General features: G+C 61.8%; 12 protein-coding genes. All 12 read left to right on the forward strand.

Annotated features, from left to right (window positions below):
* The first annotated feature begins 173 nt into the window (after positions 1–173).
* Complete coding sequence (locus tag RAS12_RS02785; protein ID WP_306951279.1) at positions 174–5,318, forward strand: alpha-2-macroglobulin family protein; 5,145 nt, start codon at positions 174–176, stop codon at positions 5,316–5,318.
* Entirely contained in the window at positions 5,315–7,534 is a 2,220-nt protein-coding gene (gene pbpC / locus RAS12_RS02790) for a penicillin-binding protein 1C (protein WP_306944974.1), read from the forward strand. The genes RAS12_RS02785 and pbpC overlap by 4 nt, the downstream gene beginning before the upstream one ends.
* Before the next feature lie 55 nt (positions 7,535–7,589).
* Positions 7,590–9,902 carry an ATP-dependent Clp protease ATP-binding subunit ClpA gene (gene clpA, locus RAS12_RS02795; protein ID WP_306944975.1) on the forward strand — a complete coding sequence of 771 codons (2,313 nt, stop codon included), beginning with the start codon at positions 7,590–7,592 and terminating at the stop codon, positions 9,900–9,902.
* The gene (locus RAS12_RS02800) at positions 9,902–11,239 is read left to right on the forward strand and encodes a paraquat-inducible protein A (protein WP_306944976.1); all 1,338 of its coding nucleotides are present in this window, start codon (positions 9,902–9,904) and stop codon (positions 11,237–11,239) included. The genes clpA and RAS12_RS02800 overlap by 1 nt, the downstream gene beginning before the upstream one ends.
* Positions 11,240–11,283: 44 nt before the next feature.
* Complete coding sequence (locus RAS12_RS02805; protein ID WP_306944977.1) at positions 11,284–12,948, forward strand: PqiB family protein; 1,665 nt, start codon at positions 11,284–11,286, stop codon at positions 12,946–12,948.
* A 6-nt stretch (positions 12,949–12,954) separates the two neighbouring features.
* Entirely contained in the window at positions 12,955–13,602 is a 648-nt protein-coding gene (locus RAS12_RS02810; RefSeq protein ID WP_371321244.1) for a PqiC family protein, read from the forward strand.
* A 145-nt stretch (positions 13,603–13,747) separates the two neighbouring features.
* A complete protein-coding gene (gene putA, locus RAS12_RS02815; protein WP_306944978.1) occupies positions 13,748–17,569 on the forward strand; it encodes a trifunctional transcriptional regulator/proline dehydrogenase/L-glutamate gamma-semialdehyde dehydrogenase in 3,822 nt (1,273 codons plus the stop codon).
* 239 nt (positions 17,570–17,808) lie between these two features.
* On the forward strand, positions 17,809–18,954 hold the full coding sequence (locus RAS12_RS02820) for a branched-chain amino acid ABC transporter substrate-binding protein (protein ID WP_306944979.1): 1,146 nt from the start codon (positions 17,809–17,811) through the stop codon (positions 18,952–18,954).
* Positions 18,955–19,188: 234 nt separating this feature from the next.
* Positions 19,189–20,040 (forward strand): branched-chain amino acid ABC transporter permease, encoded by an 852-nt coding sequence (locus tag RAS12_RS02825; RefSeq protein WP_371321288.1) that lies wholly within the window; start codon positions 19,189–19,191, stop codon positions 20,038–20,040.
* Positions 20,037–21,125 (forward strand): ABC transporter permease subunit, encoded by a 1,089-nt coding sequence (locus RAS12_RS02830; RefSeq protein WP_306944981.1) that lies wholly within the window; start codon positions 20,037–20,039, stop codon positions 21,123–21,125. The genes RAS12_RS02825 and RAS12_RS02830 overlap by 4 nt, the downstream gene beginning before the upstream one ends.
* Complete coding sequence (locus RAS12_RS02835; protein WP_306944982.1) at positions 21,122–21,925, forward strand: ABC transporter ATP-binding protein; 804 nt, start codon at positions 21,122–21,124, stop codon at positions 21,923–21,925. Before RAS12_RS02830 ends, RAS12_RS02835 begins: the two co-directional genes overlap by 4 nt.
* Positions 21,922–22,662 (forward strand): ABC transporter ATP-binding protein, encoded by a 741-nt coding sequence (locus RAS12_RS02840; protein ID WP_306944983.1) that lies wholly within the window; start codon positions 21,922–21,924, stop codon positions 22,660–22,662. The genes RAS12_RS02835 and RAS12_RS02840 overlap by 4 nt, the downstream gene beginning before the upstream one ends.
* Positions 22,663–22,702: the final 40 nt, after the last annotated feature.

The raw sequence follows: 22,702 nt of genomic DNA on the forward strand, positions 1-22,702 counted from the left end.
AGTATCCGCGTACCGAGAAGCACGCGGCGCAGGTTTGGTCGGTAGCTCCGCCGCAAAGGAGCGTTGAATACAAGTGGGCGGAGGGGTTTGCCGTGAGTGGAAAGATCAGTAAGACCTGGCTGGCGGTAGCCGGAGTTGCGGTTTTGGCGGGCGCCATTGGCGCGGGTTGGTGGATGGGTAAGGATCGCCAGCCGGCTCCATCCGTTCCCGCACCCGTGGCAGCGTCCCAACCGGCGGCCACGGCATCCGGCCAAGGGCCTGCTGACGGTAAACCGGCGCTGCCAGCCAGCGCAACGGTCGGGGCAGCCGATCCATTCGCCGCGTTGAACTGCCAGCCGCGTCAATTTAATGACGCCTTGGCGTTGGCCGTGACCTTCACGCAGCCCGTGGACGCCAAGTCTGGCCTGGACAGCTTCTTGCAGGTGACGGATGTGGGCTCCACATCCGGCAAGGCCGATAGCGACAGCGAATCTTCAGCCGCGCCCGGCAACGTGCCGGCATCGGTGCAGCCGGGCGACTCGGCGCCCAAGGGCAAGATCGTCAAGGGCAACTGGGTCGTCGGCGACAACCCGCGCATGGTGTATTTCCCCTACGTCCAGCCGCAGCGCAAGTATGCGATTACCGTGCGTGCGGGTCTGCCCGGCGTGGGCGACAAGGTCAAGCTGGCCGAAGCGTCGCATTGCGATGTCACGACCGAAGCCATGCCCCCTTCGTTCTACTTTGCCAGCCGCGGCGTGGTGCTGCCGGCGGGCCAGAACGGCGGCTTGCCCGTAGCAACGGTCAACGTGCCTGAAGTGGACGTGCAGTTCCTGCGCGTTTCGCCGGAGCGCGTGCCCGAATTGTTTGAAACCGTGCTGGGCATTGGGCGCAATACCGCCACCGAGTCCGATGGCGATGACAATGACGGCTACGACGAAGGCGACTGGCGCTATTCGGACAACCGCAGCCTGAAGGGCTCGGTCAGCAATTGGGATCTGGACCGTCTGAACTCGCTGACGACCAGTGTCTACCAGGGCCGTTTCGTCACAGACGAGAAACCCAACCGCCGCCACGTCACGTTCCTGCCTGTGGAAGGCGTCAAAGAACTGCAAGAGCCGGGCATTTATATCGCGGTCATGAGCCAGCCCGGCCGTTTCCGTTATGAATACCAGGTGACGTACTTCTACGTCAGCGACATCGGCTTGCATGCTCGCCGCTACAGCGACCGCATCGAAGCCTATTCCGTGTCCCTGAAGACCGGTCAGGCTATTCCGGGCGCCGTGGTCGAACTCGTGGATGGCGCAGGCAAGTCGCTGGCCAAGGCCGCCGCGGACTCGCAAGGCCATGTCCGCTTTGACGGCAGCTTTACCAATGCGCGCGTCATTCGCGCGTCGCGTGACAAGGAAATGACGGTCTTGGCATTGGCCGAACCCGCACTGGATCTGTCTGAATTCGATACGGGCGGCCATACCTCGCGCCCGAACAATCTGTTTGTTTACTCCGGCCGCAATCTGTACCGCCCCGGCGAAACCTTCAACGTGTCCGTGCTGCCGCGCGATCTGGACGGCCGCATCCTGACGCCGTCGCCGCTGACCGCGACGATCAAGCGTCCCGATGGCCGTGTCGTGCAAACGACGCTGTGGCAACCCAAGGCGGATCTGCCGGGTTACGTTGAACGCGCCATTGATCTGCCGCTGGACGCGCAAACCGGTACCTGGATGCTGGAATTGCGTGTCGATCCGGCCTCGCGCGCGCCGGACGCATCTTGGAAGTTCCAGGTTGAAGAGTTCCTGCCGGAACGCATGAAAATGGCGTTGACGTCCGATCAGGACGTGCTGGCGCCGGACGATGAATTGACGGTGGATGTGCAGGGCGACTATCTGTACGGCGCACCTGCCGCAGGCAATCGTCTGTTGTCGACCTTCCAGGTCAAGCGCGACCGCTTTGCGTTGGCCCAGCAATGGCCGGGCTTTATCTTTGGTGACGTGGCCGATGACTCCCGCCGCTCGTTTGGCGAACTGCCTGAAGCCGCGTTGGACGACAAGGGTTACGCGCAACTGGAAGTCAATCCGAATACGGCAGGCACTCATTCGCCCATGAAGGTGCGAGTGTCTGCCAGTTTGCTGGAATCTGGCGGCCGTCCGGTGGTGCGTTCGATTGAACGTAGCGTCTGGCCCGCAGACAAGCTGATTGCGGTGCGTCCGCAGTTTGACAGCGATGTCGCACGCGAAGGCGCGCCGGCAGGCTTTGAAGTGCTGCGTGTGAATGCCCAGGGCAAGATCGAACCGCTTGCGCAGGCAAATATGCGCCTGTACCGCGAAGAGCGTCAGTACTACTGGCGTTTTGACGACCAGCGCGGCTGGAACAGCGGCTACACGGAAACCGACGAGTTGGTCGATTCGCGCGAAATCGCGTTGAACGACCGCGCTCAACTGACCGTGCCGGTCAAGTGGGGCCGTTACCGCCTGGAAATCGCCGATCCGGAAACGGGCGAAACCATGCGTTATCGCTTCTACGCGGGTTGGAATTCGCAAGACGCCGACTCCATGGGCAATCGTCCCGATCGCGTCCAGATGAAGCTTGAAGGTGTGCCGGCCAAGCCGGGCGATACGGTCAAGCTGACGCTGACGCCGCCGCACGATGGCCAGGCGCTGATCACGGTCGAAGGCGACCGCATGTTGTGGTCCACCTGGGTGGCCGTCAAGGCGACGGGCACGCAGGTAGAGATTCCTATCGACAAAACCTGGAAGCGCCACGATCTGTACGTTGCCGCCGCGGTGTTCCGCCCCGGCAGCGAAGGCGATCGCGTCACGCCGGCGCGTGCGCTGGGCCTGACTTTCTTGCCGATTGCCAGCGCCGACCGCAAGCTGGACGTCAAGCTGACGGCCCCGCCCAAGGCCGAGCCCGAGACCAAGGCAGCAGTGCGCGTCAAGGTGGACGGCGCGCAGGGCAAGCAAGTGACGGTGACCTTGTCGGCGGTGGACGTCGGCATCCTGAACATCAACCAGTACGCCACGCCGGACCCGCTGGACTACTTCTTCGGCAAGCACCGCTACGCGCCCGAATTGCTGGACATGTACGGCAAGTTGATCGAAAAGATGGACGGCACCAAGGGCAAGCTGAAGTGGGGCGGTGACGCCGCCATGCGCGGCGACAGCAAGAGCCTGCCCAAGAAGGTCAAGCTGGTGGACCTGTTCTCGGGCCCGGTAAAGCTGAACGACAAGGGCGAAGCGGACATTCCGCTGGACCTGCCTGACTTCAACGGCACCTTGCGCCTGATGGCCGTGGCGTTCACGCCGGACAACTACGGCAGCACCGACACCGAAATGGTGGTGGCGGCGCCGATCGTGGCCGAACTGAACACGCCGCGCTTCATCACGCCGGGCGACCAGGCCGCAATCGCGCTGGACGTCAGCAACCTGAGCGGCGCCGACCAGAAGATCACGATCAAGCTGGAAGCGTTGGATCCGCTGGCCATCATCGATGGCACGCGCACGCTGACGCTGAAGGACAAGCAACGCACAACGCTGCGCTTTAATGCGACCACCACCGGGTCCTACGGCCTGGGCCTGATCCGCCTGACCGTCGATGGCCAGGGTGGCAACAAGCCCGTGCATATCGTGCGCGAGTCGGTGTTGCAGGTGCAGCCCGCTTATGCGGCTGAACGCCAGATGCGCCGTCTGCGCCTGAATCCGGGTGAGTCGCAATCGCCGCAGGCATCGTGGGTGGCGTCGTATTACCCCGATTCGACGACGGTCAGCATGACCGTGTCGAACCGCCCGCCGTTCAACGTTGAACGCTTGGTCCATGGCCTGCTGACGTATCCGTACGGTTGCACCGAACAGACCATCAGCGCGGCCATGCCGTGGGTGATGCTGGACGAGGCGGCCGCCAAGCAGTTTGGCTTGAAGCCGCGTACGCAAGCGGAACGTGCCAATAAGGTGGCCGTGGCCATTGGCCGCTTGGCCGGCATGCGCAACGCCGTGGGTTCGTACAACCTGTGGAGCAGCTCGTCGGCGCGCGATGTGTGGCTGACGGCCTATGCCGTGGGCTTCCTGCAAGACGCCCGCGACAATGGTTTTGAGGTGCCTGAAGCATCGCTGGACCGTTCGCGCCAATGGCTGCTGGAACAAGTGCAGCAAAGCGCCAATGGCTTCGGCACGTGGTCGGTCAATCTGCGCCGCAATATGGAAGCCGGCCGCATCGATAGCGACAACGCTAACGTGCTGCGCGAAGACCACCGCCGCTTTGCCGGCCTGGCTACCGCAGCGCTGGCACTCGCGCGCGATAAGAAGGCGCCGCTGTCCACGGTGCGTCAGCTGTTCGACAACTACCAGGAGCGTGCGCGTTCGCCCCTGCCGTTGATGCAACTGGCTGCCGCATTCAAGCTGATGGGCGACGAAGGCCGTATGACGAAGGCGCTGGATCTGGCTATGACGCGCGAGTACGGCATCAGCCGCAGCTCCAACGCCTATTACGACGAGTGGATGGGTGACTACGGCAGCAGCGTGCGTGACTATGCGCTGGCCTATGCCTTGGCCAACAAGTACGAACTCAAGCACGATCGCCTGGAAAACCTGCTGTCGCAGTTGTCCAGCCGTCTGGGCAACCGTTCGTACCTGTCGACCCAAGAGCAGATGGCTCTGTTGCTGGCCGCGCGTGCGGCAGGCGGCGACAAGGGCACGCCGTGGGAAGCTGCCTTGACCGTCAATGGCGTGCGCAAGCCGCTAGCCGGCGGCAAGAGCGATACGGTTGTGTCTCTGACGCCGTCTGAACTGGCCAGCACGCAGCTGACCAATACGGGCAGTCAGTCGCTGTTTGTTGAATACGACATCCAGGGCAGCCCGATGGCAACGCCGGCGCCGCGCAGCGATGTGATTCAGCTCAAGCGCGGCTGGTATCGTCCCGACGGCAAGCCGTGGGATGGCGGCACGCTGCAAACGGGCGATATGCTGGTGGTGTGGCTGCAAGCCAGCGCCAATCAGAACATCCCCGACGGTCTGCTGGTGGACCGCGTGCCGGCCGGCTTTGAAGTCGAGAACCTGAACTTGTCGCAAAGCCCCGAGATGCAGGAATGGACGATTGGCGGCCGCCGTGTGGCCGACGCAATGTCCAATCCCAACATCAAGCACAGCGAATTCCGTGACGACCGTTATGTCGCCGCAGTGTCGCTGGGACGTGGCAAAGTGGACGTGTTCTATCTGGTTCGTGTGGTGACGCCGGGCCGCTATTCGGTGCCGTCGACGGTGGCCGAAGATATGTACCGGCCTGAACTCCGCGGTGTGGGCGAGCAATGGAGCACGGTCGAAATCCGCGATCGCGGCGCCAAGCGTCCTTGATCGCGCCCGCCACCCCCGCGACGAGCGCGCAACGCGCCCGTCGCTGGCGGCGGCGCGGCATCTGCGCGGCCAGCGTGTTGTTTGCGCTGGCCGCGTTGTTATTCGCGCTGGATCGCCTGTATCCGCTTCCTCCGATTGATTCGGGCGGAGCAGCTGTGGTCGTGGCTGCCGACGGCACGCCGCTGCGCAACTACCCCAGCCGCGATGGCATTTGGCGTTATCCGGTCAAACCGGATCAGGTGTCCAAGAGTTATCTGGACACGCTGCTCACGTATGAAGACCGCTGGTTCTATTGGCATCCTGGGGTGAACCCGGTGGCGCTTGTGCGGGCAGGGTGGCAATGGGCCACGAACCGCCGCATTGTTTCTGGCGGCTCCACGCTGACCATGCAGGTCGCACGTCTGATCGACCCGCAACTGGCCGGCAAGCCGTCGCGTTCCATGTCCGCAAAGTTGCGGCAAGCCTGGCGCGCCGTGCAGTTGGAAATGCACTACAGCAAGGACGAGATTCTGTCGCTGTACCTGACCCATGCGCCGATGGGCGGCATCGTAGAAGGCGTGGAAATGGGTTCCCGTCTATGGCTGGGAAAACCGGCCCGCGATCTGAGCCCGGCAGAAGCCGCCATGCTGACCGCGTTGCCGCAGGCGCCATCGCGCTTGCGGCCCGACCGCCACCCCGAGGCCGCGCAAGCGGCGCGTGACAAGGTGCTGGACCGGATGGCGGAGCTGGGCCGTTGGACGCCCGCTGAAGTGGCCGATGCCAAGATCGAAACCGTGATCGCGCCGCCTTTGCGCGCTCGGTGGCTGGCGCCGCTGGCCGCGCAGCGCCTGTTACAGGAAGCGGGCGGCAAACGCACGGCTCGCAGGCCGGGCGAACGCCCGCCGCTAGTGACGTCCACATTGGACGCCGATATGCAGGCCGCCGTTGAACGTATGCTGCTGGACCGCGTGGACGCCTTGCCGCCCAAGGTTTCCATGGCCGTTCTGGTGATGGACAACGACACGCTGGAGGTCAAGGCCTACGCGGGATCGGCAGATTTTTCGGACGATACCCGTGCCGCCCATGTGGATATGGTGCGTGGCGTGCGCTCGCCGGGTTCTACTCTGAAGCCGTTTCTTTACGCGCAGGCGCTAGACGAGGGGCTGATTCATTCGGAAAGCCTGCTGATGGACGCGCCCATGTCGTTTGGCGGCTATGCGCCGGGCAATTTCCAGGCGGCATTCGCGGGGCCGATCAGTGTGGCGCAAGCCTTGCAGCGGTCGCTGAACGTGCCTGCGGTGGACTTGCTGGACCGCGTTGGACCCGTCAATTTTGCGTCCATGATGCTGTCGGGCGGGGTACGGTTACGATTACCTGCGGGTGCTGACCCAAATTTGAGCTTGATTTTGGGCGGGGGTGGCACCACATTGGAAGAACTGGTCGGCGCTTATCGGGCTTTGGCTCGCGGGGGAATCTCCGGGCGGCCTCGTCTGCGGGCGGAGCAGCCCAAGGTCGAGTCCCGTATGATGAGTGCTGGAGCAGCCTGGATTGTTCGCGATATCCTCGAAGGCGGCGGGCATCCTGACCGGCCGTTTTATCAGTCGGGCAGTCCGGCGCGGCAACTGGCCTGGAAAACCGGGACCAGTTTTGGTTTTCGGGATGCGTGGGCGGTTGGAGTGACCGACAGATGGACGATTGGCGTCTGGGTCGGCCGTCCGGATGGCACGCCCAACCCTGGATTTTTTGGGGCGAATGTCGCAGCGCCGTTATTGCAGGATATTGTGGCGGCATTGCCGGAAGGCGCGCAGATAGTCCGAAGCCGGCCCGAAACGGTGCAGGCAGCTGTGACATGTTGGCCGCTGGGTTACAAGCAGGGCAGCGGGCAGTCGGGGCTATGTCCTGAGCAGCGCGCGGCTTGGGTGCTGAATGAAACGGCGCCTCCGTCATTTGCAGGCTACGCCGATGCCACTCAGGGGCCTTTGCGCTTGGGGGGTGTGGCTAACGGTTCGGTGCTTCGGCCCGTGCCCGGCAGCCAGCAGGTGGCGCTGGATGTAGATGTGCAGGGCGCTGAAGGCGAAGTATGGTGGATGCTTGATGGCCGCGTGGTAAATCACGGCGCGTCGGGTCATCCGTTTAAATTAGTGCTGGCGCAAGACGGCCGGTATACGCTTACCGTCATGGACACACAAGGTCGTCACGACAGAGTGGTTTTTGAAATCGCTGGCGTTACGCCATGATCGGCATAGAATATGAATCGTGTATTTGACCGCTTCGATGCAATACGGAGGAAGCGTGATTTCTCAAGAGCTTGAAGTTAGCCTGCATATGGCTTTCGTCGAGGCCCGTTCGGCCCGGCACGAATTTATTACCGTCGAGCATTTGCTGCTGTCGCTGCTCGACAACGCCTCTGCCGTCGAGGTGCTACGCGCCTGCGCGGCCAATCTGGACGACTTGCGCCGCAACCTGCGCCAGTTTGTGTCGGAAAACACTCCGGTGATTCCGAGCGGCGCCGAGGTCGACACGCAGCCAACGCTGGGTTTTCAGCGCGTGATCCAGCGCGCGATCATGCATGTTTCCGCAGGTGGCACCGGCAAAAAGCCTGTCACTGGCGCGAACGTGCTGGTTGCCATTTTTGGCGAAAAGGATTCTCACGCTGTCTATTACCTGCAACAGCAGGGCGTCACGCGGCTGGACGTTGTCAACTTCCTGTCGCATGGCATTACCAAACAGCCCCAGGTGGAGTCCGCCGCCGTGCAGAAAGAGCAGCAGACCAATGGTGAAGAACAGGGCGAATCGCGTCAGTCGCCGCTGGATCAGTACGCCACTGATCTGAACGCCGCCGCGCTTGCGGGCCGCATCGATCCTTTGATCGGCCGCGAGCACGAAGTCGAGCGCGTCATTCAAGTGTTGTGCCGCCGCCGCAAAAACAATCCGCTGCTGGTCGGTGAGGCCGGCGTCGGTAAAACCGCGATCGCTGAAGGCCTGGCCTGGCGCATCACGCGTGGCGAAGTGCCCGAAATCCTGCAGGCCGCTCAGGTCTTCTCGCTGGATATGGGCGCGTTGCTGGCGGGCACCAAATATCGCGGCGATTTCGAACAGCGTCTGAAAGGCGTGCTGAAGCAAATCCGCGGTAACCCCGATGCGATTCTGTTCATCGACGAAATCCACACGCTGATCGGCGCCGGTTCGGCGTCGGGCGGCACGCTGGACGCTTCCAATTTGCTGAAGCCCGCCTTGTCTTCCGGGCAGCTCAAGTGCATTGGCGCAACCACGTACACGGAATATCGCGGCGTCTTCGAAAAGGACCACGCGCTGTCGCGCCGGTTCCAGAAGATTGACGTCCCGGAACCGAGCGTTGAGCAAACCGTGCAGATTCTGCGCGGCTTGAAGAGCCGCTTTGAGGAACATCACGGCGTTCGTTATTCCGCTGCGGCCTTGTCGGCTGCTGCTGAATTGTCGGCCCGCTTTATCAATGACCGTCATCTGCCCGATAAGGCAATCGACGTGATCGACGAGGCCGGCGCTGCACAGCGCTTGCTTCCCCGGTCGCGCCAGAAGAAGGTGATCGGCAAGGTGGACATCGAGAACATCGTGTCCAAGATCGCGCGCATACCGCCGCAGTCCGTCTCCAACGACGACCGCAGCAAGCTGGCGACGCTGGACCGCGACCTGAAAACGGTTGTGTTCGGCCAAGACAGCGCGATCGATGCCTTGGCGGCCGCCATCAAGATGGCGCGCTCGGGTCTGGGCAAGCCGGAAAAGCCGATTGGCGCATTCCTGTTGTCCGGCCCCACGGGTGTCGGCAAGACTGAAGTTGCCCGCCAACTGGCGTTCACGCTGGGTGTCGAGCTGCTGCGCTTCGATATGTCGGAATACATGGAACGCCACGCGGTGTCGCGCCTGATCGGTGCGCCTCCGGGATACGTGGGGTTTGACCAAGGCGGCCTGTTGACCGAAGCCATCACGAAGCAGCCGCATTGCGTGCTGCTGCTGGATGAAATCGAAAAGGCGCATCCGGATGTGTTCAACATCCTGCTGCAAGTCATGGATCATGGCACGCTGACCGACAACAACGGCCGCAAGGCAGACTTTCGCAATGTCATCGTCATCATGACGACGAACGCGGGCGCCGAGACCTTGAATCGTCCGTCGATCGGGTTTGCCAATTCGCGCATGTTGGGCGACGAAATGGCGGAAATCCGCCGCATGTTCACGCCTGAATTCCGCAACCGTCTGGACGCCATCATTCCGTTTGGCTCGCTGGACCGCGAAGTCATTCTGCGTGTGGTCGACAAGTTCCTCATGCAGCTGGAAGATCAGTTGCACGAGCGCCGCGTCGAAGCGGTCTTCACGACGCGACTGCGCGAACATCTGGCCAAAGAGGGGTTCGACCCGCTCATGGGCGCGCGCCCCATGCAACGTCTTATTCAGGACACGATCCGCCGCGCGCTGGCCGACGAGCTGCTGTTTGGCAAGCTGGTCGACGGCGGCAGTGTGACGGTGGACCTGGACGAGGCGGGCAAGGTGACGCTGGACTTCGACGACAGCGGCAAGCCGCCGTCTTCGGATGCGCCTGATAAGCAGGAAGTCGAACTGATCGATTGATGACCCCGGACCGCCAGCCGCTGATTGAGTGCGAACACTGCGCAAGCATCTATCGCCGACATCAGCTTGAACCTGGCGAGACCGCCAATTGCGCCCGCTGCGGAGCCATACTCTGGCGCTACAGCGGGCTTACTTTGTCCAATTGGCTGGCGCTTGCCATTACGGCCCTGATCATATTCGGGGTGGCAAACGCCTACCCGGTCGCTTCCATGTCTGTGCAGGGCATGGTTCAGCAGGCGTCCTTGCTGGACGCCATTTCCATTACGTGGCGGCAGGGCCACTGGGTTGTGGCGATCATGACCGGCCTGGCCGGTTTTGTGCTGCCGCTTTTGCAGCTGACTGTATTGCTGTGGGTGCTGGGCCCCTTGTCGCAAGGCCGTGAGCCGGCTGGCTTTCGCGGCGCGATGCGCTTGCTGGGTGCGCTGCGGCCTTGGTGCATGATTCCCGTTTTTCTATTGGGCGTGCTGGTCGCCGTAGTGAAGCTGGCTGGCATGGCTGCGGTGTCGCCCGGCATTGGCCTGGGCGCGTTCGGCCTGCTGACCATTTTCCTGACCATGCTGGGTCGCTTGTCGCCGCATGTGCTGTGGCGCTACGCGGAAACGGTTGGCGTGGTCCCCGTGCATATTCCTGAACGCGGCCCGAACTCCGTCTTGGCAGGCTGCCATGTATGCGGTCAAGTCCAAGCCATCCCCGCCGATGATGACCCGGAAGCCGAACATCACTGCGTGCGTTGCCAGGCGGTAGTGCATTATCGCAAGCCCGATCATCTGGCCCGCACCTGGGCGTTGCTACTGGCGGCTGTGGTGTTCTACATACCCGCCAATGTGCTGCCGGTTATGCAGGTAAGCTCGGTGCTGGGCGACAGCGCTCATACGATTTTGGGTGGGGTGGTTGAACTATGGGAGATGGGCTCTTGGGACATCGCCCTTATCGTGTTCATTGCCAGTGTGGCCGTGCCATTGACCAAACTGCTGGCGTTGATTCTGCTGTTACTGACCGAGCAGTGGCGTAGCACGACGAATTTGCGTCCACGTACCCGCTTGTACCAAATGGTGGAATTCATTGGCCAATGGTCGATGCTGGATGTTTTTGTCGTTATATTGCTGGCGGCCCTGGCTGATTTTCAGGGGCTGATGGAAATCAGTGCCGGCGCGGGCGCTGCGGCATTTGGCGTCGTGGTGATTCTGACGATGCTGGCCGCAATGAGTTTCGATCTGCGCCGCAGTTGGGATTTGGAAGGCGAGAGCGAAATAGAGTTGCCGGACGTTGAGCGCCGGGATCAGCAAGCCCATGACGTGCATGCGCCTGTTTCCGTGACGGGCAAAGAAGCGGGTTAGTAGCGGCGCAGGTTTGCCGTGCTCGAAGAAAAAAAGGAAAGTTGATGGCCGACCAAGTACCCGGTTCCGGTGAAGAGAAATATCAATCACCGACTATCTCGCGCAAGCAGAAAAGCCGGATCTCATGGATCTGGCTGGTGCCTATTGTTGCGGCGCTGATGGGTTTGTCGCTTGTCGTGCGGACCTGGATGCAGGCCGGGCCGGACATCTCGATTTCATTTAATACCGCCGAAGGTCTGGAGGTGGGCAAGACCCAGCTCCGTTACAAAGACGTGAATATCGGCACGGTAAAGTCCATTGGGTTCAACTCGGACCGCAGCAAGGTGGTCGTGCAGGCCGAATTGGCCAAGGAAGTCTCTGACCTGGCGCGCGAGGGCACGAATTTCTGGGTGGTGCGGCCGCGGCTGGATGTCAGCGGTGTATCGGGCCTGGGTACCTTGCTGTCGGGCGCTTATATCGGCGTGGACGCGTTTGAAGGCAAAGACCACTCTAACAAAGCCACCAAACTGCATTTCGAAGGTTTGGAGATTCCGCCTGCGGTCACGCACGATCGCGCTGGCAAACGCTTCATGCTTCGTGCGTCAGATCTGGGGTCGCTGGACATTGGTTCGCCCGTGTACTTCCGGCGCATTAACGTGGGCCGTGTCATTGGCTACGCCCTGGACAAGACCGGCGGCGCTGTGAATGTAGAAGTATTTGTCGATGCGCCCAACGACAAGTTCGTCACCAACGGGGCGCGCTTCTGGAATGCCAGCGGCGTGGATTTCAGTGTCAATGCCGACGGCTTGAAGGTACGCACGCAATCGCTGGTGTCGATGGCTGTGGGCGGAGTCGCGTTTGAATCCGTGCAGAGCGCGCGGGACGGCGGTGCGGCGGCGCCTGCGGATGCGCACTTTGACTTGTACCCGACCGAGGCGGCAGCCAAGGCCAACCCTGACGGCGAAGCCTTCCCGATCCGCATGCGCTTTGACCAGTCCATCCGCGGCCTTGCCGTGGGCGCGCCAATTGATTTCAGCGGTATCACGCTGGGCAATGTCACGCAGATCAACCTGGACTTCGATCCGGCCACCAAGCGCTTCTATTCGCTGGTTGACGCGACGCTTTACCCCGAACGTCTGGGCCGTGTCTATGAAGAAGTGCGCGATCGCGCAGCCAAGGATGGCGATGCCGCCGGCAACCGTTTGCTGGGTGTCATGATCAAGCACGGTTTGCGGGCGCAACTGCGCACGGCGAATTTGTTGACGGGCCAGTTGTACGTGGTGCTGGACGACTTCCCGAATGCCAAACCTGTCGACTACCAGCCAACCAATCCCGTCAATATTCCGACAGTGCCGGGTAACCTGGATCAATTGCAGCAGCAGGTCAGCAATATCGTCGCCAAGATCGACAAGATCCCGTTCGACAAGATCGGTGAAGATCTGCGCACGACCTTGTCCAGCACGTCCAAACTGATGAATCGCCTGGACAAGCAAGTCGCGCCGGAAGCGCAGAACATGCTCAAGCAAGCCAAGGAATCGATGGCGAACATTAATTCCCTGCTGGCTTCGGATGCGTCCTTGCCAGTCAATACGGAAAAGGCGATGCAGGAATTGAGCCGGGCGGCGCGGTCGCTGCGGGCCCTGGCGGACTTCCTGCAATCGAACCCCGAGGCTCTGTTGCGCGGCCGTGGCAACGATCCGATTCCCGGCTCCGGCCCTGTCAGGAACTAAAGCACCATGACTATTTCTCCGATGCGTTCTGTCCTGTCGCTGCTGACCTTGACGACGGCCCTGGCGGGCTGCGGCTCTTCGCCGCCGGTGCATTACTACACCTTGCAGGGGCCGACGGCACAGACCGCCGGTGCGCCAGCCTCGTCTGCCAACTTCCTGATTGAGGTGCAACCGGTCAGCATCACGACCCAGGCCGACCAGCCGCAGTTGATGGTGCGCACAGGCGACGGCAGTGTTTCGGCGCTGTATTCCGAACGCTGGAGCTCACCCTTGGGCGACGAACTGCGCGGCGCGCTGTCGGATGCGCTAAAGCGCGAGCTGGGCGCCCTGGACGTGCAGGTCGTCAAGCCTGGGCCGGGTGCGCCTGTGTGGCGGGTTCAGACGGATGTGCAGCGCTTTGACATGGTGTCGGGCAGCATGGCGCAGCTGGATGCAACATGGCGGGTCAGGCCCGTCAACCTCAAAGGCACGGGGCTGTTGTGCCGTAGTGTGGTTACCGAACCTGTGTCGGAATCCGGTGTGCCCGCCTTGATCGCCGCGCAGCAACGCGCGGTAGTCAGCCTGGCTGGCGTCATGGCCTCGGCCATACGCGGGCAGAACCCGGCGGGGTCGTCCTCTGTGCAAATGCTGGGTTGCTCACCGCTGAAGGAATAAGTAATTCTGTATGAAGCCAATCGGTTAACCTAGGGTTAACCTTAATACAAACGCGGTTGCAACCTGTCTAGCATACGGTCCTACCCATACTGGGTTTTATTTGCGCCCAGTACTACCTTTGCCATGCGACAGGAAGCAATCTCTTATGGCCAGCACGACCCTAGGCGTCAAAGTTGATGACGCGCTCCGCGACCGCCTCAAGGCAGCCGCGAATAAGCTCAACTGCACCCCGCACTGGCTGCATAAGCAGGCAATCCTTGCCTACTTGGACAAAATCGAGCGTGGCCATCTGCCTGCCGAAATGTCGCATCTGGGTATCGACTCGGGCGGCGATGACGAAGTCGCTGATGGCCAGTCGGCGCCCACGCCCCCTTTCTATGAGTTCGGCCAGGACGTGCAGCCGCAGTCCGTACTGCGCGCGGCGATCACTGCCGCGTACCGCCGTCCTGAGCCTGAATGCGTTCCGCTGTTGCTGGGTCAGGCCCGCATGCCCAATCTTGAGAAAGTGCATGCGATGGCCACGGATCTGGTCAAGAAGCTGCGTGGCAAGCGCACGGGCGGCGGCGTCGAAGGGCTGATCCAGGAATTCTCGCTGTCCAGTCAAGAAGGCGTGGCGCTGATGTGCCTGGCCGAAGCCTTGCTGCGTATTCCCGACCGCGCTACGCGTGATGCGCTGATCCGCGACAAGGTGGCCCGTGGCGACTGGAAGTCCCACATGGGCGGTTCGCAATCGTTGTTCGTCAATGCCGCAACCTGGGGTCTGATGATCACCGGCAAGCTGGTGGCGGTCAGCAGCGAGCAGTCCTTGTCCAAGGCGCTGACCCGCCTGATCGGCAAGGGCGGCGAACCGCTGGTGCGCAAGGGCGTGAACATGGCCATGCGCATGATGGGCGAGCAATTCGTCTCCGGCCAGACCATTTCTGAAGCCCTGGCCAACAATCGCAAGATGGAAGCCCGCGGCTTCCGTTATTCGTACGACATGCTGGGTGAAGCCGCCACCACGGCAGAAGATGCCGATCGCTACTACGCGTCCTACGAACAGGCCATTCATGCCATCGGCAAGGCTGCGGCCGGCCGTGGCATTTACGAAGGTCCGGGCATCTCGATCAAGCTGTCGGCATTGCACCCGCGTTATTCGCGCAGCCAGCGTGAACGCGTGATCGCCGAACTGCTGCCGCGCGTGAAAGCGCTGACGGCTCTGGCCCGCAGCTATGACATCGGCTTGAACATTGATGCCGAAGAAGCCGACCGTCTTGAAATCTCGCTGGACTTGCTGGAAGCGCTTTGCTTTGCGCCCGAGCTCGATGGCTGGAACGGTATTGGCTTTGTCATTCAGGCGTATCAGAAGCGCGCGCCTTTTGTGATCGATTACGTGATTGATCTGGCTCGCCGCAGCCGTCACCGCGTGATGGTGCGGCTGGTGAAGGGCGCCTACTGGGACAGCGAAATCAAGCGCGCGCAGGTGGATGGCCTGGAAGGTTATCCGGTCTACACCCGCAAGCTGTATACCGATGTGGCCTACCTGGCTTGCGCCCGCAAGCTGCTGGGCGCGCCGGAAGCCGTGTATCCGCAATTCGCCACGCACAACGCCTACACGCTGGCGGCCATTTATCAGTTGGCCGGGCAGAACTACTATCCGGGCCAATACGAATTCCAGTGCCTGCACGGCATGGGTGAACCGCTGTACGACGAAGTGGTCGGCTCGCTGGCCCAGGGCAAGCTGAACCGTCCTTGCCGCATCTATGCGCCTGTCGGCACGCACGAAACGTTGCTGGCGTACCTGGTGCGCCGCCTGCTGGAAAACGGCGCCAACACCTCGTTCGTGAACCTGATTGGCGACGACAGTATTCCTGTCGAGACGCTGGTGGCCGACCCGGTGGAAGCCGCTGCCCGCATCGTGCCGCTGGGTGCGCCGCACGAAAAGATTGCGTTGCCGCGTGAACTCTTCGGCAGTCTTCAGCAAGGCGCCCGTGCCAACTCCGCGGGCCTGGATCTCAGCAACGAACACCGCTTGGGTTCCTTGTCCGCTGCACTGCTGGCCAGCGCCGGCACGCCTTGGCGCGCTGGCCCCATGTTGGGCGAAGGCGAACAGCCGTGGGATGCGGCGCGCGCTATTGAAGTGCGCAACCCTGCCAACCTGCGCGACGTCGTGGGTCATGTCATCGAAGCGCAAAGCGAAGAGGCCGAAATCGCGCTGCGCGCAGCCGCGAACACGGCGCCCATCTGGCAGTCCACGCCTGTCGCTGAACGGGCGCAGTGCCTGCGCCGCGCGGCGCAATTGCTGGAAGAGCAGATGCAGACCCTCTTGGGCCTGATCGTGCGCGAAGCCGGCAAGTCACTGCCCAACGCGATTGCCGAAGTGCGCGAAGCCGTCGACTTCCTGCGTTACTACGCCGACCAGGCAGAGAAGGAATTCAGCAACGACACGCACCGTCCGCTGGGTACCGTTCTGTGCATCAGCCCGTGGAACTTCCCGCTGGCGATTTTCGCCGGTCAGGTTGCAGCCGCCTTGGCGGCAGGCAATACCGTGCTGGCCAAGCCGGCGGAACAAACTCCGCTGATCGCGGCTCAGGCTGTTGCGATTCTGCGTGCGGCGGGCGTGCCCGCAGGCGCCGTGCAACTGTTGCCGGGCCGAGGCGAAACCGTAGGCGCTCAATTGGTGGCCAGCCCCGGCGTGCGCGGTGTGATGTTCACGGGTTCAACCGATGTGGCGCGCATCATTGCGCGCACCTTGGCCGACCGCCTGGACGACGACGGCCACACCATTCCGCTGATCGCGGAAACCGGCGGCCAGAACGCCATGGTGGTGGACTCTTCCGCGTTGTCTGAGCAAGTGGTGTTCGACGTGTTGAGCTCGGCCTTTGACTCGGCAGGCCAGCGTTGCTCGGCGCTGCGCGTGCTGTGCGTGCAAGAAGACAATGCGGAACACGTGCTGACGATGTTGCGCGGCGCAATGCGTGAACTGAGCGTGGGCAACCCCGATCGTTTGTCTGTTGATGTGGGCCCGGTCATTGACACGGAAGCGCGTAACGGCATCCAGCGTCACATCGAAACCATGCGTACGGCTGGACACCGCGTGGATCAGGTCGAACTGAATGGCGAATGCCGCCACGGCACGTTCGTGCCGCCCACTATCATCGAGATCGATCACATCAGCGAGCTGACGCGCGAAGTGTTTGGCCCCGTGTTGCACGTGGTGCGCTACAAGCGCGACGAACTGGATGCCTTGCTCGACGCCATCAACGGCACGGGTTATGGCCTGACGTTCGGCGTGCACACGCGCATCGACGAAACCATTGCGCATGTGACGGGACAGGTCCACGCCGGCAACGTGTACGTCAACCGGAACATCGTGGGCGCGGTCGTGGGCGTGCAGCCTTTCGGCGGCGAATGCTTGTCCGGCACCGGTCCCAAAGCGGGCGGCCCGCTGTACATGTACCGCTTGCTGGGCACGCGCCCCGCTGGCTTGCCGCCGGCCTTGGACGCCGCAGCGCCGCTGCCGCAGCGTATTGCGCTGCCGGGTCCCACGGGTGAGACCAATACCTACATGGTTGAGCCGCGTGGCGCGGTGTACTGCGTGGCGGCGACAGAAGCCGGTGCACGGGCGCAATGGTCCGTGGCGCGCCTGACGGGCAACCACGCCTGGTTTGCGGACACGCCTGCGGCGCAAGCATTGCTGGCCACGCTGGATGCGGAGCAACAAGGGCAGGCGGGCATTCTGGCCGATGATGAAATCGACCAGGCCGACTATCAGGCTGTTTTGTTCGAAGGCGATGGCGATACGCTGCAAGCGTTGAATCAGCGTATCGCGCAACGTCCCGGCGCCATTTTGTCCGTCCATGGATTGACGTCGGACGCCTTGGCAGCCGGCGCCGGTTATGTGCCGGAACGATTGCTGACCGAGCGTTCCATCAGCGTGAATACGGCCGCAGCGGGCGGAAACGCCAGCCTGATGACAATCGGCTAAAAGTGACCGAGGGGTAACCCTCGGTTGCTGAGGGTTATCTCCAATATCGGGCAAGGTTGCACTGGAAGCAAAATCCGGTCGCACCTTAAGTTTGCTTGTCGCAACCCGGCAATCCGACTTTGCATAAATGCATACGCTAGACCCGGTCACCACTGGGCTGGCGGTAGTAAAAAAACCAAATCCCTGGCTAAAAGCTCAGGTATAACAAGCCCTTAGGCCCGATTTTCGGAGATATCACCATGAAGTTGCGCACCACGTTGAAGCTGCTTGCCGCCAGCATCGCCACGGTTGGCATGGCCGCCGCCGCCCACGCCGCAGATATCAAATTTGGCTTTGCCGCGCCGTTGACCGGCCCGCAGTCGCACTACGGCGAAGACATGCAGAACGGCCTGAATCTGGCGCTGGAAGAAGCGAACAAGAAGGGCATCAAGGTTGACGGCCAGCCCGCCAAATTCGTGCTGGTTTCGCGTGATGATCAAGCTGATCCGCGCGTGGGTGTGCAAGTCGCCCAGCAATTGGTCGATCAAGACGTCGTTGGCATCTTGGGCCACTTCAATTCCGGCACCACGATCCCCGCTTCGCGCGTCTACCACGAGGCCGGTCTGCCGCAGATCGCCATGGCCACGTCGCCGGAATACACCAAGCAAGGCTACGAAACCACTTTCCGCATGATGACCAGCGACACCCAGCAGGGCGCCGCCGTAGGCAAGTTCATGGTGGAAAAGCTGAAGGCCAAGAAGGTCGCGATCATCGATGACCGCACGGCATATGGCCAAGGTTTGGCCGACGAAGTCGAAAAGGCCGTCAAGGCCGCTGGCGGCCAAGTGGTGCGCCGTGAATACACGACCGACAAGGCAAACGACTTCACCGCCATCCTGACCAACATCAAGGGCGCTGCGCCCGACGCGATTTTCTACGGTGGCCTGGATGCGCAATCCGGTCCCATGAAGCGTCAATTGGCAACGCTGGGCTTGAAGGCTCCGCTGGTCTCGGGCGAGATGACTCGCAGCGACACCTTCATCAAGCTGGCTGGCGATGCCGCCGACGGCACCTTTGCGTCGCTTGCTGGCGTGCCGCTGGACAAGATGGCTGCGGGCAAGGACTTTGAACAGCGCTATCAGGCGCGATTCAAAAAGGCTCCCGGCGTTTATGCTCCCTACGCCTATGACGGCGCCTGGAACATGATCACCGCGATCGAGCAGGCCGGTTCGGCCAAGCCCGAGAAGTACCTGCCCGTGCTGGCCAAGCTGGACCGCAAGGGCGCAACCAGCGAACACATTTCCTACGACACTCGTGGCGATCTGAAAGAGATCTCGGTCACCATCTACGAAGTCAAGAACGGCAAGTGGGAGATGGTTGAAACGATGGTCAGCCAAGCCAACTAAGGCTGGTTGATTTAGAGCGGATTGCGGCGCCATGCCGTCGTCCGCTCCTTCTGTCCGCACGCGCCGCCCGGCGTGGCGGCGCGCACCACGGCCAGGGCTGATAGCCCCGGGCCGGGTGATTCGCGCGATTTTTCCAGGCTTATTTACGCGGCCCCTATGGATATCTTCATTCAACAACTGATTAACGGCGTCACGCTGGGTAGCGTGTACGCCCTGGTCGCCCTTGGCTACACCATGGTGTACGGCATTATTTGGCTGATCAACTTCGCGCATGGCGATGTCGTCATGATTGGCGCTATGGCGGCAACAACCATCGCCATATCGCTAGTGGGCGGCGACCCCGGCACATCCGCCTTTGTTGTGCTGGGCGTGGGCTTGCTCGTGTCTGTGCCGCTTTGCATGGCGGTGGGCTGGACGGCCGAACGCGTGGCCTACCGGCCGTTGCGGCGTGCGCCGCGCCTGGCCGCGCTGATTACGGCCATTGGCGTGTCCATCATCTTGCAGAATGTGGCCATGATGAGCTGGGGACGCAATTATCTGAATTTCCCGCAGGTGCTGTCGCCGCGGGTGTTCGAGTTTGCTGGCGCGCGCATGAGCACTTTGCAGATTGCCATCGTAGTGATCGCAGCGCTGATCATGGGCGGCTTGCTGGCCGTGGTGCACAAGACCCGTTTGGGCACGGCCATGCGCGCCACTGCGCAAAACCGCGAGGTTGCAGGCCTGATGGGCGTGAACATCAATACGGTGATCTCGGCGGCGTTTCTGATCGGGTCGGCGCTGGCCGCGGTGGCGGGCATGATGGTCGCTACCTACTACGGCGTGTCGCAATACACCATGGGCTTCATGTTGGGCCTGAAAGCCTTTACTGCTGCGGTGCTTGGCGGAATTGGCAATCTGGTGGGCGCCATGGCTGGCGGCTTGCTGCTGGGCATTATCGAATCGCTGGGCGCTGGGTATATCGGTGACCTGACCGGCGGTTTCCTGGGCAGCCATTACCAGGATGTATTTGCGTTCTTCGTGCTGGTGCTGGTGCTTATCTTCCGTCCGTCCGGCCTGCTGGGTGAGCGTGTGGGAGATCGCGCATGAGCGGGCATTTGAAAACGAGCGGTCTGTCGACCCGCAACCTGATAGGCATTGCGCTGATCGGCGTGGTGCTGGCGGTGCTGCCTTTTGTGATCGGTATGGCCGGTCAAAGCTGGGTGCGCATCCTGAACTTCGCTTTGCTGTACGTGATGCTGTCGCTGGGTCTGAACATCGTGGTGGGGTTTGCCGGCTTGCTGGACTTGGGCTATATCGCGTTCTACGCGGTGGGCGCTTATACCTGGGCCTTGCTGGCATCGCCGCATTTCGGATTGCACTTGCCGTTCTGGGCGATCTTGCCGATCGCGCTGGGCGTTGCGTGCCTGTTCGGCGTGCTGCTGGGGGCGCCCACCTTGAAATTGCGGGGTGACTACCTGGCGATCGTGACCTTGGGGTTTGGGGAAATCATCCGCATTTTCCTGAACAACCTCAATGCGCCGGTCAATATCACCAATGGTCCGCAAGGCATCAATCGCATCGACACCTTCAAGGTGGGGGACTTTGCGTTCGGGCGCACCGAGACCCTGTTTGGCATGCGATTTACCGGGCCTGAAAAGTACTACTACCTGCTATTGGCCATAACGCTGATCATCATCGTGGTCTGCGTGCGCTTGCAGAACTCGCGTATAGGCCGCGCGTGGGAAGCGATACGTGAAGATGAAATCGCCGCCAAGGCGATGGGCATCAATACCCGCAACATCAAGCTGCTGGCGTTCGCGATGGGCGCGTCTTTCGGTGGCGTAGCGGGCGCTTTGTTTGCATCGATGCAAGGTTTCGTCAGCCCCGAGAGTTTCTCGTTGATGGAGTCGATTTCGATTCTGTGCATGGTGGTGCTGGGCGGCATGGGCCATATCCCAGGCGTGATTCTGGGTGCGCTGATTCTGGCTGCCTTGCCTGAATTCCTGCGCGCCGTGGTCGAACCCTTCCAGCAGATGGTGTTTGGCGCTGTGGTGCTGGACCCGGAAGGCATACGCATGTTGCTGTTCGGCCTGGCCATGGTGTGCGTCATGCTGTTCCGTCCCGCGGGCTTGTGGCCGTCTGCCGTGCGCAAGCGTGAATTGGCGACCAAGACCCAAGGAGGCGCGGCATGAGCAAACTGCTGCAAGCCCAGGGTCTGGGCAAACGATTTGGCGGACTGCAAGCTTTGTCGGACGTTAGTTTCGATATCGAACAAGGCGAGATCTATGGCCTGATCGGCCCGAACGGCGCGGGCAAGACCACGCTGTTCAATGTGCTGACCGGTTTGTATATCCCGGAAGAGGGCAGTTGCACGTTCAATGGTGAATCCATGTCGGGCAAGAAGCCGCATGAAGTCGCCTTTGCGGGTCTGGCGCGCACGTTCCAGAACATTCGCCTGTTCGCGAACTTGAGCGCGATCGAAAACGTCATGATCGGCCGCCATATGCGCACCAAGGCAGGGGTGTTCGGGGCCGTTCTGCGGACTCGCGGCACACGTGCCGAAGAGGCCGCTATCGAAGCCCGGGCTCAGGAACTGCTGGACTATGTAGGCATTGGCCATCGTGCCAATGACGTGTCGCGTTCGCTTCCTTATGGCGATCAACGCCGTCTGGAAATTGCGCGTGCGTTGGCCACTGACCCTAAGCTGCTGGCGCTGGATGAGCCTGCCGCTGGTATGAATGCGTCGGAAACCGTGGTGCTGCGCAAGCTGGTCGAAAAGATCCGCAACGATGGCGTGACGGTGCTGCTGATCGAACACGATATGAAGCTCGTTATGGGGTTGTGCGACCGGGTGCTGGTGCTGGAGTACGGCAAAGTATTGGCGATGGGCAAGCCTGCTCAAGTGCAGCGCGACCCCAAAGTCATTGAGGCCTATTTGGGCGCAGGCGCTGCGCAAGACCCGCTGATCAACAAGGAGAGCCACGCATCATGACGGCATCCCAACCCCTATTGGAATTGCGCGGCCTGCAAGTTGCCTATGGCGGCATTCGCGCGGTGCGCGGCATCGACCTGCGGGTGGATGAGGGCGAGCTGGTCTGCCTGATCGGCGCCAACGGCGCGGGCAAGAGCACGACGTTGCGCGCGATCTGCGGCCTGGTGCCGCTGGCCGGTGGCGAAGTGGTGTATGGCGGCCAGTCCATTGGCGGCCAGAAATCCTATGAGCTGGTCCGCAAGGGCTTGGTCATGGTGCCGGAGGGCCGTGGCATTTTCGGGCAGTTGACCATCGAAGAAAACTTGGCGATGGGCGGCTACATCCGGCGTGATGCGGCGCAGATCCGTCAGGACACCGACCGCGTATTCACACTGTTTCCCAGATTGGCCGAACGCCGCAAGCAAGCTGCGGGCACCTTGTCCGGCGGCGAACAGCAGATGGTGGCAATGGGCCGCGCCATGATCGCGCGCCCCAAGTTGCTGCTGCTGGACGAGCCATCGATGGGCCTGGCGCCGCTGATGGTCGAAAAGGTCTTCGAAGTGGTGCGCACGATTGCCAGCGAAGGCGTGACGATCCTGCTCATCGAGCAGAACGCCCGTCTGGCGCTGGAAAACAGCCACCGTGGTTATGTGATGGAGTCCGGCGAAATCATCTTGTCTGGCCCGGCGCGGGAAATACTGCATGACCCGAAGGTGCGTGCAGCATATCTGGGCGAGGTAGAGGAAGAATCCGCCTGATCTCCCAGCCTTGCTGCTGGTATCGACAACCCGGCGTCAG

This window comes from Achromobacter seleniivolatilans, from assembly GCF_030864005.1.
Lineage (GTDB): Bacteria > Pseudomonadota > Gammaproteobacteria > Burkholderiales > Burkholderiaceae_B > Achromobacter > Achromobacter seleniivolatilans.

Coding starts and splice junctions, on each gene's coding strand:
- RAS12_RS02785 (WP_306951279.1), top strand. CDS start 174: ATGGGTAAGGATCGCCAGCCGGCTCCATCCGTTCCCGCACCCGTGGCA.
- RAS12_RS02800 (WP_306944976.1), top strand. CDS start 9,902: ATGACCCCGGACCGCCAGCCGCTGATTGAGTGCGAACACTGCGCAAGC.
- RAS12_RS02805 (WP_306944977.1), top strand. CDS start 11,284: ATGGCCGACCAAGTACCCGGTTCCGGTGAAGAGAAATATCAATCACCG.
- RAS12_RS02810 (WP_371321244.1), top strand. CDS start 12,955: ATGACTATTTCTCCGATGCGTTCTGTCCTGTCGCTGCTGACCTTGACG.
- putA (WP_306944978.1), top strand. CDS start 13,748: ATGGCCAGCACGACCCTAGGCGTCAAAGTTGATGACGCGCTCCGCGAC.
- RAS12_RS02820 (WP_306944979.1), top strand. CDS start 17,809: ATGAAGTTGCGCACCACGTTGAAGCTGCTTGCCGCCAGCATCGCCACG.
- RAS12_RS02825 (WP_371321288.1), top strand. CDS start 19,189: ATGGTGTACGGCATTATTTGGCTGATCAACTTCGCGCATGGCGATGTC.
- RAS12_RS02830 (WP_306944981.1), top strand. CDS start 20,037: ATGAGCGGGCATTTGAAAACGAGCGGTCTGTCGACCCGCAACCTGATA.
- RAS12_RS02835 (WP_306944982.1), top strand. CDS start 21,122: ATGAGCAAACTGCTGCAAGCCCAGGGTCTGGGCAAACGATTTGGCGGA.
- RAS12_RS02840 (WP_306944983.1), top strand. CDS start 21,922: ATGACGGCATCCCAACCCCTATTGGAATTGCGCGGCCTGCAAGTTGCC.